The 11,923-nt window shown below is 54.0% G+C and carries 10 protein-coding genes; 8 read left to right on the top strand and 2 right to left on the bottom strand.

Going from position 1 to position 11,923, the window contains the following annotated elements; all coding sequences use genetic code 11:
- Positions 1-57 precede the first annotated feature (57 nt).
- The 5 genes from R9B84_RS15030 (at position 58) to R9B84_RS15010 (ending at position 6,127) form a co-directional block, all read left to right on the top strand.
- On the top strand, positions 58-1,812 hold the full coding sequence (locus R9B84_RS15030) for a retron Ec67 family RNA-directed DNA polymerase/endonuclease (RefSeq protein ID WP_423758529.1): 1,755 nt from the start codon (positions 58-60) through the stop codon (positions 1,810-1,812).
- A 486-nt stretch (positions 1,813-2,298) separates the two neighbouring features.
- Positions 2,299-2,601 (top strand): H-NS family nucleoid-associated regulatory protein, encoded by a 303-nt coding sequence (locus R9B84_RS15025; protein WP_081333184.1) that lies wholly within the window; start codon positions 2,299-2,301, stop codon positions 2,599-2,601.
- A gap of 1,084 nt (positions 2,602-3,685) precedes the next feature.
- The gene (locus R9B84_RS15020; RefSeq protein WP_423758528.1) at positions 3,686-4,885 is read left to right on the top strand and encodes a PfkB family carbohydrate kinase; all 1,200 of its coding nucleotides are present in this window, start codon (positions 3,686-3,688) and stop codon (positions 4,883-4,885) included.
- Entirely contained in the window at positions 4,882-5,478 is a 597-nt protein-coding gene (locus R9B84_RS15015) for a 7-cyano-7-deazaguanine synthase (RefSeq protein ID WP_423758527.1), read from the top strand. The genes R9B84_RS15020 and R9B84_RS15015 overlap by 4 nt, the downstream gene beginning before the upstream one ends.
- Complete coding sequence (locus R9B84_RS15010) at positions 5,465-6,127, top strand: hypothetical protein (RefSeq protein ID WP_423758526.1); 663 nt, start codon at positions 5,465-5,467, stop codon at positions 6,125-6,127. Before R9B84_RS15015 ends, R9B84_RS15010 begins: the two co-directional genes overlap by 14 nt.
- 15 nt (positions 6,128-6,142) lie before the next feature.
- Here the strand turns inward: R9B84_RS15010 and R9B84_RS15005 are convergent, their stop codons facing one another.
- Complete coding sequence (locus R9B84_RS15005; RefSeq protein WP_423758525.1) at positions 6,143-7,006, bottom strand: hypothetical protein; 864 nt, start codon at positions 7,004-7,006, stop codon at positions 6,143-6,145.
- A 246-nt stretch (positions 7,007-7,252) separates the two neighbouring features.
- A complete protein-coding gene (locus tag R9B84_RS15000; RefSeq protein ID WP_423758524.1) occupies positions 7,253-7,906 on the bottom strand; it encodes a hypothetical protein in 654 nt (217 codons plus the stop codon).
- A 669-nt stretch (positions 7,907-8,575) separates the two neighbouring features.
- Between R9B84_RS15000 and R9B84_RS14995 the strand changes: the two genes are divergently transcribed.
- The 3 genes from R9B84_RS14995 (at position 8,576) to R9B84_RS14985 (ending at position 11,923) form a co-directional block, all read left to right on the top strand.
- Positions 8,576-10,465 carry a hypothetical protein gene (locus R9B84_RS14995; RefSeq protein ID WP_423758523.1) on the top strand — a complete coding sequence of 630 codons (1,890 nt, stop codon included), beginning with the start codon at positions 8,576-8,578 and terminating at the stop codon, positions 10,463-10,465.
- The gene (locus R9B84_RS14990; protein ID WP_423758522.1) at positions 10,462-10,938 is read left to right on the top strand and encodes a hypothetical protein; all 477 of its coding nucleotides are present in this window, start codon (positions 10,462-10,464) and stop codon (positions 10,936-10,938) included. The genes R9B84_RS14995 and R9B84_RS14990 overlap by 4 nt, the downstream gene beginning before the upstream one ends.
- 268 nt (positions 10,939-11,206) lie before the next feature.
- The gene (locus R9B84_RS14985) at positions 11,207-11,923 is read left to right on the top strand and encodes a hypothetical protein (RefSeq protein ID WP_423758521.1); all 717 of its coding nucleotides are present in this window, start codon (positions 11,207-11,209) and stop codon (positions 11,921-11,923) included.

Below are 11,923 nucleotides of genomic sequence, written 5' to 3'. Positions count from 1 at the left end.
TGCAGATGCGCGCCGATGCGTAGGAGTATCCGCGAGTCTTTTCTCCTCCCGATAAAAATGTCGAGTCTCAAAGACCTAAAAGCAGCAACTGCCCGACGGGACCTCGCGGCACTGCTGCATGTCAAGCCGGGGATGCTCACTTATGCAATTTATAAGTCGCCAGAGGATAATCGATACCGTAAGTTCGAAATAAAAAAACGTCATGGTGGCGAACGCGAAATCCTCGCGCCTGAGAATGGGTTGAAATTGCTTCAACGGAGATTGTCGACGCTTTTGCAAGATTGCATTGCTGAAATCAATTCTTTGCATGGGCACGTTGAAGATGGGAGGCGCTTCGGAATCGCGCACGGATTCAAGAGGAACCACACTATCATGACGAATGGGCGGGCGCATGTCGCCCGTCGCTACGTGTTCAACGTGGATTTGCATGATTTCTTCGGCACGATAAATTTTGGGCGTGTGCGAGGGTTCTTTCTGAAGGACAGAAATTTCGCGCTCCACCCTGAGGTTGCGACGGTAATTGCTCAGATTGCTTGTTTTGAGAACAAGCTCCCACAGGGCAGTCCCTGTTCCCCGGTTATTTCAAATCTAATCGCTCACTCGCTCGACATTCACCTTGTGCGTCTGGCGGCAAAGCATGGTGCGACATACACCCGCTATGCCGACGACCTTACGTTTAGCACAAACCGGCCGGAGTTTCCGCCGGAAATAGCGACGCTCAAGGATACCCATAGCTGGATACCTGGTGTCGACCTTGAGCGCATCGTTACCAGAAACGGGTTTAGTTTTAACCCCTCAAAAACACGATTGCAGTACCGAGACTCAAGGCAAGAAGTAACCGGCTTAACCGTAAATCGTAAGGTCAATGTTCCCGCGACGTATCGTTATACTGTACGTGCCATGGTCGACAAGCTCTTCAAGACTGGACAATTCGAGTTCGTGCATAAGAAGAGGGACGCGCAAGGAAACGTCATTTTCGAGAATCGCTTCGTTGGTGAAAACAAGCAGCTTCTCGGGATGCTTTCATATATCGACCAAGTGGACCGTTTCAATCACAAGCTGTGTACGGACAATGGTCGTGAACCAGCAAGTACAGAGGGGCACATAGCGTTGTTCAGGCGTTTTCTGTATTTTGATACTTTTTACGCTGCTCGCGAACCTATTATTGTTTGTGAAGGAAAAACCGATAACGTGTATCTGCGGTGTGCTATAAAAAGCCTCGCTACGGAATATCCAAAATTGATTGACAAAGGTACTCCGCCGAAGCTCGAGGTTCGATTTTTTAAGCATGCCGAGACGCGAACAGGTCACATTTCCGACTTAACCGGCGGTGTAGGGGGTATCTGCAAACTTTTGAAAAATTACCATGATGATGTGACTGAGTTGTTCAAAGCTCCTGTTTCCAAGTTTCCGGTCATCGTCTTGATAGACAACGACAACGGTGCGCACAGCATTTACGAGGCGATTGCCGGTATCACGAAGAAGCCTAAACCAGAGGGGCGGGCTGACTTTATTCACGTAACCAGTAATCTTTACGTCGTTCCGACACCGTTCGGGCCAAAGAAAAAGCAGACAGCGATTGAGGATTTTTTCGACGAACACACTCTGGCGACGCAGCTCAATGGAAAGACATTCAATCGTAGCAACAAGTCCGACGACTCAGACAAGTTCTACGGGAAAGGTGCATTTGCACGGGATGTCGTGGCGAAGCAGGCGAGTACTATTGACTTCACTAAGTTCCGGGCCATCCTTGATAGAGTCGTGAAGGTGCTGGACCACTATGAAGAGAGCCAAAAAAAGCAGGCGAAATAGGGCTTCAACTGCTGATGACTAAGCACGTTCTCGAGCCCCGGTTATCACGACTCCCCATGCCAGGTTGACCGACCCAAACGAGCTGACTGCCTCGTCGGGGGAAAGTGAGGTCGCTACTTGTCCTTCGAGCGAAAAATGGCTATCTCAAGGTTATGAGGCCGAGCGGACCATATCCACCGCGCAGCGCGGGCGACCATCGCCGTCACCAAGGCTGCAATCGGCACGTCCGAGTCGCAGCATGAACCCGGGCTTGAAGTGACAGTATCTGACGGCGCCTGCTACGCAAGCACATTGATGTTTGACGCCTCGTCGAGCAGGCATGGGGCAGCCTGTCAGTGAGGCTGATGGCATCGTGGAAGTTGTGCGCAAGCTACTGGCGGTGACGGCTGAGAATACCTCTTCAATAACCTGGAGCGATATACTTGGCGACTATTGAAAGCAACTTGGTGCCATTCTTTGCCATGGTGCCGAACAGGAGAATCGGAAATGGCTGAAAACTACAAAGCGTTGAAGGCTCAACTAGAGACCTTGCAAGCGCGAACGGAAGCTGCACGCATCGCTGAACTCGAGGCTGTTGTCGAGCAGGTACGTGCTTTGGTCGCTGAGTACGGCATCACTGCCGAGCAGATTTATGGCCGTAAGCGTGGCACCAAGACTGCCAAGCAACCTGTTTCTGTGGCAGCAAAGTACCAGAATCCGAAGACCGGTGAGACGTGGTCTGGTCGAGGCCGTGCACCTGGTTGGATTCGTGATGCCAAGAACCGTGACCGCTTCTTGATTGAGATGTGAACGATAAGCGTGGGGCGTCAGTTTGACGTTGGGGCAGTCATGTTGGCGTTCCGCAGTTGTGTTTGGAATCAGCGTCCCAGGGTTGGGCAGCTCACTAGCATGCGAAGGCCCTCCTGTTGCTCGTAAAGGTCGCGCGCCATCGTATGACGCGCTTTACCTCCTCAAGCGTCTGGCAATCCACCACTCTCTTTGCAGCGGCGTTTCGTAGACCTGCCGAGCATAAGCGCTTCCTTTTCCACAAACAAGCTGATTTGAGCTTCATGAGGCAGTAGCGTTCGGCGTCCGCAATTCGAACACAACCGCGTCAGTCTGGTCGCTCAGTTCTGCCAGTTCGAAGAGCACCATGATGTGCGTGTAGAAAAGCGCACGCGTCCATTGATTGCATCGCGAACCACATTTTTCCGTCAAAATGCGATTTTAGCCAGCCTCGGAAAATCAGAAAAAGAGAAGGTGCGCGAAGCGACCTGGTATTATTTTGCGTCTATTGCTGTTGCGTGCCAATAGCATTGATGTCAATCAATAAAGATATCATTGGCAAACTTTCGTTTGACTATTGAGTGACTCCGTCTAGAATTGATGTCCACGTACCTATCGAGAGGATTCGGAAGCGATGTTGGCTTTTGACATTCATAAGCCGGCGTCGGCATGTAAAACGATTTATATGCGGGTATTACCGATAGGCGTTTAACGTTACACACCAATAATGCGGGGGACGTATGTCTGGAGGCGGTGGTGGTAGTGGTGAGTGGCGGCCGGAACCGAAAGCACCAGTGCCGGAGCCGAAAGGTGGTGGAGGCGGAGACGTCGTGGCAGGCGACCCGTGTGTCATCGACGAAGTGACGTCCCTCAATTCGGTGTCCCCGGCGGCATTGCGTAACGTGGGACCGGGCACCCTGCTCAACGTGGTGTTTATGGCAGGGCCACCTCAACGACTCGTCGTGCAGGGCAACTCCGGGCAAATCGTCGGGTCTATTACTTCGCGCTCCATGCTTCAGATTATCGAATGCATTCAGAGCGGCCGTCGGTACGTCGCAGAGGTATTGGGTATCCAAGGTGGCTCCTGCCAAGTGCGGGTGCGACTGGCATGACTCAAAGCGAAATTACTGTCGTTGGCGGCGTCTATCACGAACACTGCATCTGGCCCGTATGGGACCAAATCTTTGGCTCTGGTGGACGAGCGGCGACCGCGCTCGTCAGTCACGTCGACAAGGTGACGCTGCACACCTATGCGCACCCGGATGTCGAAACTGAATTCAAGACAGCGGCAACGCTGTACAGGTTCGACGTGGTCATAACCGCTGCTCGGGCTGGTATTTCGTTTGAATACGTGCATTGCATGTCGACACCTGTAATTCGGCCGGCTCTCGCGCGTATTCATGCGCACGAGCCAATCGAAGTGAGCGCCGATGCAGTGCTGCGTTTCGGGATGCTGGAGGGCTCAGGGAGGGTGAACGCGAAATGGTGCGTCTACGACCCACAATCCGCATTTCATCCGGAACCGTTTTGGGATAACGGCAGCCAAGCCGAGCATCTCGCGATTGTCGCCAACCGAAGCGAGATTACCGCGATGGCTGGGGACTCGAACCCGAAGACGGCTGCAGCGACACTGTTGCGGCGCGGCGCTGAAGTCGTTGTGGTCAAGTCGGGGCCGGCCGGTGCATACGTGTACACCGCCGACGGTGCAGAGGCGCATATCCCTGCTTACCGTAGCGAAATGGTATGGACCATTGGCTCGGGTGACGTGTTTGCTGCCATCTTTGCCGCGCAATGGGCGGTACACCGCGTCGGCCCTGCTACTGCGGCCGAACTTGCTTCGCGTGCCGTTTCGCTATACGCGGAAACGATGGGATTGCCTGCAGTCCCAGCTCAGGAGCTGTCAGAGGCTCAGCGCACGCCTTCGACCACGGTTTCCGGGAAGGTCTATCTGGCCAGCCCGTTCTTCAACCTTGGACAACGGTGGCTCGTGGATGAGGCGCGACGCTGCCTGGCTGAGCTCGGCCTAGATGTGTTCTCCCCGGTTCATGATGTTGGTCGAGGTCCTGCTCGCGAGGTGGGGCCGAAGGACATCGAAGCTTTGAACTCATGCGACCGAGTCTTGGCGATTCTCGATGGTCTCGACGCAGGCACCGTCTTCGAAGTCGGATATGCTCGCGCGAAGGGCATCCCCGTATATGCGCTAGCACAGGCAGTTAACGAGGAAGACCTGAAAATGGTTGTTGGCTCGGACTGCAACATGTTCTTCGACTTTGTGACGGCGCTGCATCACACGGCGTGGAAAGCATGAGGACCGCACTTCTTCTGTCCGGGGGGATGGACTCGGTCGCCATCGCTTACTGGGTGCGTCCGGAAGTCGGTATCACAGTGGCGTATGGCCAGCGAGCAGCCCAGGCAGAGGTGCGTGCGGCCGCTGCAGTGTGTGAGGCGCTGAACATCGAGCACCACGTAATTGATGCCGACTTGAGCGCATTGGGTAGCGGCGACATGGCGGGCTTGGCGCCCGCGACGCTCGCTCCTGTATCGGAGTGGTGGCCGTTTCGCAACCAGATGCTGGTTACTCTGGCTGCAATGAAGGCTGTCACGCTCAATGTGAATAAGCTCCTGATAGGTTCACTTCGGACAGATGGCATCCACGCGGATGGCAAACCTGAGTTCATCGCAGCCATGAGTGCGGTACTGCAATGTCAGGAAGGCGGGATAACGCTTGAAGCTCCCGCTATCATGTTGAGTGGCGCGGAGCTCATCAAAACGTCCGGCGTTCCAACCGACTTGCTCGCGTGGGCTCACTCCTGTCACGTAGCCAATGAAGCTTGCGGGATGTGCCGCGGCTGCAGAAAGCATTACGAGACACTCGAGGAGCTCGGGTTTGACCCGTACTGAAGACCCGCAACCGCTGGGTGATGGTCCGCACTTGGATTACACCTGGCCGGTTGAATCGAGCATGCAGTTCGAACCATTCAGCGCTCCGGCAGGAAGGACGTTCGTCGACGTGTTCGAGCAACGCCGCTCCACTCGCATACTCTCGCCAGCTCCGCTGGAGCTGACGGTTGGCGCGCTGCTTTTCGCACTAACGCCCCGGTTCTGGAAAGAAGGTGACCCGTTGCGACGAAGCCGTCGTCCAACACTATCGGCCGGCGCAATCCATCCAATCTCGGTGTTGCTATTCGACGAGTCGGCCGTTTTTCGCGTCAATGCCGATTCGAGCATGCTTGAGAAGCTCACATTCCCGCCCGAGGTGCGCGACGCGTGGGTCAGCAAATGCCAACAGGTGCTTCCCAGCGCGAACGGGGCGTTCGTTACGCTCGTCGCAGACATGGCTCGTCCGATGAGCGCGTACGCGCATAGCGAGACGCTTGTTTGGCGCGACGCTGGCGCCACGCTTCAGACGCTTGCGCTTGTAGCCGAGCTGTTCAGGCTCGGCTTCTGCCCGCTGGGCATACTCGGCAACGAAGTCGTTTCAGCCCTTCCGTCGGGGGAGCAACTTCTTGCGGTCGGTGCCGCAGCAATTGGATTGTCAGTACAAGACTGACCGATACGGCTTCGATTAGTGAATGCTGACGCTGTCGTCTGCGAAGAGCTCGAGTTGCTCGGCCTGCGCACGCGTCTTTCGCATAATGGCTGACATGCGGCGCATGTGGTCCCACATGAGACCGTCGAGCGTGGCTGCAGAGACATCGATTGCGCGCGCGAACGCGATGAAACGCGCTTCAAGTTGTCGATAGTGCGTCTCTGGCTGCCAGTCCTCCGGGAACAGGCCAAGGTGTTGGCCAACTCGAAGAATATGAATGTCCAGAATCGCAACCTGGCTCTGCGGGCGAAGGTTGCGAACTATCCACGAAGCCGTCTTGAGGCCGATGCCCGGCAGCTCATTCAACCGGTCCCGGAAAGCGATGTCGTCTTCGGGCGGAATGAAGCCGGCCAGTTGCTCAAGGCAGCCGCTCAGATACCGCGCCTTCTGTCGAACAAACCTGTATTTGCGCTCGCGACCTTGGAAGATGAACGGCTCGCTCAACGCTTCTTCGAGCTCTTGCGCAGTGATGCCCGCTCGTAGAAGGTTTCGCTCCCGAACGCGTGAATACGCAGCCAAGGCCAGCTCGGCCGGCATCCCCCAGCCTCCGAGCAGACACGCAGCAACCTCCTCCTCAAGCGAACGGCCAAGGCGAAAGTCGCAGAAGGTGCCGGATTCCGTGTGTTGCCAAGCTTGACCGCGCCAGTAGGCCGGAGTCATCAGCTCATCGAACGCCCCCCAACAGATGCCAGGGAGCACTTCTTCGTTCACCGATGGTAGGGTCAGTTCGCGGAGTTCACCTGCGATGTGGGCGTACATGGTTTGCATCTGGACCGGTGCTTGTCTGGTGATTTTTTCGTGCGCAGCTGGAGTACATCCGCGGGGCGTCGCATCATACATCAGTCCTTCCGCGACTCGATAGGCGGGTCGCTGCCTACGAGTATAGGAAGAAAATATTTCGATTCTCGGATTTCAGCTCGTGGCCCAACGGGAGCCACGAGGCCGCGGGAAACGACGCTCGTGCGGCAGATGGTCGCAGTACAAACTGTCGCTAGCAGTTAATTCGAACCCAAATTTTTTGTCTCTTCCCGCGGTATCGCGGCAGTCCGACAGGGGCGCAAGCGCAGTGGCGAACATCGAGCATCATCAGGCCGCGTTGGCAAATTGTTCGCGTAGCGTGGTCCGAAGCTCGAGTCGCGCCTGTTCGCCAAGGCTCTTGATGAAATAGAAGGCGAGCCCCTCTACCGCACGAGCGGGCATGACGTCATAGCCAAACGCTTTGCTCGCCCATTTCACCGCCCTGGCAGCATGCTCCGCTTCGACCAGGCGTACACCGGACACCCAGTTGCGGTAAAAGTCGAGCCCATAGACGGAGTGACCCGGCATTCCCGACAAGTTCTTGCGCAGCCAGTCGTCGGTGATGGGAAAGCGCACAGGGTCGTAAAAGTGCAGGAACTTCGAGCCGCCGACCATCGAATTGTTGACCAAGCGGCTAGCGAGCATCATCAGTCGTTCTTCATCTGCGCCGTCGTTCAGCGCCTCGGCGAATTGTTCTGCGACCGCCAGGTCAACCACATACGACGGATGGCGCCTCATCCACGTGTAGACGATGCCGACATGTTCGATGACGCGCTCGGTTGTCCACGCACGCGCTTCAGTGACCCTAGCGAATCTTTCGAGATAGTCCCGGTATGTCGAGATGTAGCAGTCGGGTGCGGGCGTAACGTCCGGAATGACTACGGCCGCAACGATGAATTGAAGGCGACCAGCAATGACCAGCGGTGTTGGGCGACGGGCCATGGCAGCACCTCATAGTCACGTGGAGAAGGGCTCAAATGTGCTCTCGCATGGCTCACATATCAATTAGTTGTTGTTTGTGCACAATGTTCGAGTAGCGTCCCTACTTGACGGCTTAGGCGAATCGCCGTGGGCAGCTAGGAAACGCCGATTCTCGGCATTCGACTTGGTCCGTCATGCCGGTCGGAGTTGCGATTTCGGATGGTGAACGTCCGGCACTTCAATTGCATTGCGACTGAGTTGCCGGTCTGCTTGTCAAAGAACAACACAGCTAGTCCGTCGTCGTCCGCAATCGACCTGAAGGGCGAAAGGCGCCCGTCGCTTGCCTTCATGACGCCGCTGACGAGCAGGTTCTCTCCAATCACGCCAATTTGTGTAGAACACAATGGCATTCGCCGGCTCTTCAGTATCGTGGCTCCCGTTCTGATTGCAGCCCTCGTAAGGCAACGGATAATTGGGTTGTTACTGATAGTTACAAAAAAAGTTTTCAAAAGTCAATTTACGGACACTCTAGAAGGCGACCGCGGACACGTGGCCTTGCAAAGCCCGTCTGACATTTTAGGATGACTTCTTGAGTACCGAGGAAATTTCCGAGCACGAGGTCTAAGAACCTTGCGCTCGCCAGCTTCTGAGGCTGATAAATGGCCATCATTTCCGAGAGGGGCCGAACAGATGGACGTCATGCGTCAGTTTGTGTTGGCGAGCACTTTGTCAGAACGCAGACGCAAAATACTTTTGAGCGAATCGATTGTACGAAACCTTCGTTGGCAGAGTGAATATCCAATTGACCATATAAGCACCGGCGCTCACTCGAAATTAAACGAATCTATTCGCCTTTCGATGGGAAATCGAGGTGACGCAATGGCCAGAATGCTCATTAGACTCTTTGAGGCATATTTGGCGGTGACTGGGCAGCAAGTCGATTTTGTCAACGAACGATTTAGCTCAGAATCAACTCTGGTTGGTTTTGTCGGTGCACTGTATTCGGAGAGATTTCTACATGCGAAATTAGATGTTCGGTACAAGTGGGTTTATGGCTGGAAAACTGCGCTGGCGCATGCTTGTCCAGAGGCATATCTGCGAATTCCTCGACCTTCATCGACTGAGCTGACGGAATGGTTCGATAGCGCCAGAGCCGAGTTTGAGCGGCTCCAACTGGACCATGTGCAAGTCGATTTGTGGCGCGGTTGGCCTATCCCGAAGACCAACGAGCAAATTACGTGGGCAAATCTTCGCAATATTTACTTAAGGTACGGAAAGGATTTCACGGAGGCGTACGCGGTCGCTTTGGCACGCTACGTTTCCGGGCGCCGGGTTAACGGAGTTGTAATTGAGATTGCTTTTGTTGAATTTCTCGCGCGACTACCTTCCTCTTGGGTTGCAGAAGACTTTGTCTCATCTTCCAAGTTAACTTCGTTGTTAATAGCTTTCCTAGTCTCTCAATGCGAGGCTTTCGGGGAGGCGGAAAATCAATATTCGACCCTTGTCGCATACTGGAACAGATTCGTAGCCTTTTCTACAATCTATCTGTGCACTGGGAAATTCTTCGCCCGGCTGACAGCAGAAGAGCTGCCCTCCCTGCCTTCGAAAGAAATTGACCGAAGCCGCACTCATCTTCGACAAAATGGAGACGGTGAGACTTATATCGCAAAGCTGCTGGCGGATGTGCCGTTACATCTGAGTCATGAGGAGGCGACTGAACTAATATATTTCAAAATTCAAGAAAATTTGGATTTGGTCAAGAGTTGGGCTGAGTCCGAGGTTAATGCTATTTGGAATCGGCTAAAAAGACGACGCCAGCTGGCAAAAAAGGGAGCCGTAAAGGAAGTCCTGTTATCACGTGCTGTCACGGGACGAGGGATGCTAATTGACCGGGAGAATCCTGATTGGAAGGCGAATGCCTGTGCGACCTTCGAAAAAGTTGGGTTCCAAATGAGGAGCGAAGGAAGGCAGCGAACACTTTATCCCACGAAACTCGGAGACATGGCATCCGAGGTCTTGGCCCTGCCTACTACCGGTGCGCTTGTCCCCCATATGACGTTACTGGTCCTCGAAAATCCAAGGCTAACTGCAAGCTTCTTCGAAAAGCTTCGGCTGTATGACAAGGCCGGCCAACTTTCTGGCGTCGCAGCGACGGACAACGGATGGGTACTGGACGGTGATAAGTTGCGGCGCGGCCCAGAAAACGCGGAACAACAGATTCATCTCTCCGACCGAGGCGCGGAAATCGTTGCTCAAGTTATTGAAATTACGCAGCCGTTACGTGATTATCTCAGGAAGAAAAATGACCCTAATTGGCGATACTTGTTTTTGGGATGTGGAAAAGGCTTCTCTCACCCTAACCGCCTGAACGTTGCCCACGATATAAACTACCATCGACGAACCGGTGCTCTGAAGAAAAAGCTTCTTGCTGCGGGAGAAATGACAGAGAAGGATGCCAGCATTTTGGCGGCGCGATTTTCTCTCGCTACAGTACGTGCAACCGCAGCGGTTGTTGCCTACATCCGTCGTCCGACATTCAGAAGCTATCAGAGATTCTTGGGCACAAAAAGCTCGACATGAGGTTGTTGGAGCGCTACTTGCCAGCGCCATTGCTGAGATATTTTGAAGAGCGCTGGGTAAGACTATTTCAGTGTGGAATCTTGGTCGAGGCTCTCAAAGAAAGTAAGTATCTACTTCCCGCGCTTGGCTTCAAAACTCTCCACGAACTCAATGAGTTCGTCTCGAATCATGCGCTCAAGTGGGCGAACCGGGAAGGCGCTTCGGCGAAAACGAAGACGGGTCATCTTTTCGACTCAGTAGTGTTTTCGGTATGTGAAGATACATTAACGTTGCTTTTAGGGGTTCGCGCGGCAGTAGCTAACGCCGAGCGACCAGTGTCGAAGCTTGCCCAAATGTGGGCAGATTATGCGGAAAGGCTGTTTGCCTATATCGAAGATAGCATTCCGCCTCGGGATGACTTTCGAATCATGCTTGCAGCCGCAAAGAAGCGAGACTGCACCGATTTGATTTCTCCGAAGGCTATTTATGCTTAAGGGAATGCCAGATGGGCTTTTGGAGCGGCTCGAGTCTATGGTAAATCCAAGCGCAGACGCTTTTCAGAGGGCTGGGTGGCTGCATAGTCCATTTCCCGCCAACGCCTGGGTCATGCGATTTGGTGAGAAAGTGCGCACCATTGAGTGGTCTATTCCCTTCGGCAATGGACGCCTCACAGACGCAAATCACTCGAAAATGTTGAACATATTTAAGACAATGGTCACGTGTCGAGCGCATCCGGCTGCAACAAGGGGAAGAATTTGCGACATGCCGACAACACAACAGCAGGTCTATCGAGCGTGTCGGTTCGTGGATTTCTTTCTGCTCCAAAAGGAAGAGCTAAAGCTAGCACGGTACGGTTTTGATTTGGTTACAGAGAACGACTTCGAACAACTTCTTTTCCGTTGTCGCTGTGGGCCTTCCGACGAGGAGGTTATTTACCGCTGGACCGAGCGTCTCGCAGAGTGGCTCGATAAGCGTGTACACGAATCCCGCGATGAAGTCATTTCCTTGCTGAACCGGCATGAAGTGTTTAGGGCAATCACGGTTCCCGAGGAGGAATGGACTCTGACGAAGGACAGGGAGCGTCTCGCGGCGTGGCGTGCTGTTCTGTGGCTACGAGGAATGTATCGTGTTCGAAGCGCACCGAACTACCGACTTTTCCCAAATAACATCAAACTGGCGGAAGAAATATACGCGGATACAATTTTTGGGCAGGGGCGAAAATCTATACACGAAGAATTATGTCTATATCCATCTGAAAATTATCAACGCGAATATCCTGGTGTTGACGTTCGAACAATCGAGAGGGGAAAGCCTTCATGGCGGTACGTGAGAGCTTGGTGCTCTACCATTCACAGTATGTCAACGCTGGCGTCAGCGGGCTTTGATGTTCCAATCGGCGCGTTGAATGCGTTTCGAGAAAAATCCGCTGACCGCTACGAAGGAAATCCACAAGGGCGTTTCCGAAATCCTCCATTTTGA

The sequence above is a fragment of the Burkholderia sp. NLJ2 genome, assembly GCF_049487195.1.
In the GTDB taxonomy this organism is placed as follows: domain Bacteria; phylum Pseudomonadota; class Gammaproteobacteria; order Burkholderiales; family Burkholderiaceae; genus Burkholderia; species Burkholderia pyrrocinia.
Note: the sequence above shows the minus strand (reverse complement) of the source record. Positions and strands in the feature narration are given on the sequence as shown.

Bases quoted from the DNA above. Each gene is read 5' to 3' on its own strand.
- R9B84_RS15030 (WP_423758529.1), top strand. From the start codon at position 58: ATGTCGAGTCTCAAAGACCTAAAAGCAGCAACTGCCCGACGGGACCTC.
- R9B84_RS15025 (WP_081333184.1), top strand. From the start codon at position 2,299: ATGGCTGAAAACTACAAAGCGTTGAAGGCTCAACTAGAGACCTTGCAA.
- R9B84_RS15020 (WP_423758528.1), top strand. From the start codon at position 3,686: ATGACTCAAAGCGAAATTACTGTCGTTGGCGGCGTCTATCACGAACAC.
- R9B84_RS15015 (WP_423758527.1), top strand. From the start codon at position 4,882: ATGAGGACCGCACTTCTTCTGTCCGGGGGGATGGACTCGGTCGCCATC.
- R9B84_RS15005 (WP_423758525.1), bottom strand. From the start codon at position 7,006: ATGTATGATGCGACGCCCCGCGGATGTACTCCAGCTGCGCACGAAAAA.
- R9B84_RS15000 (WP_423758524.1), bottom strand. From the start codon at position 7,906: ATGGCCCGTCGCCCAACACCGCTGGTCATTGCTGGTCGCCTTCAATTC.
- R9B84_RS14995 (WP_423758523.1), top strand. From the start codon at position 8,576: ATGGACGTCATGCGTCAGTTTGTGTTGGCGAGCACTTTGTCAGAACGC.
- R9B84_RS14990 (WP_423758522.1), top strand. From the start codon at position 10,462: ATGAGGTTGTTGGAGCGCTACTTGCCAGCGCCATTGCTGAGATATTTT.
- R9B84_RS14985 (WP_423758521.1), top strand. From the start codon at position 11,207: ATGCCGACAACACAACAGCAGGTCTATCGAGCGTGTCGGTTCGTGGAT.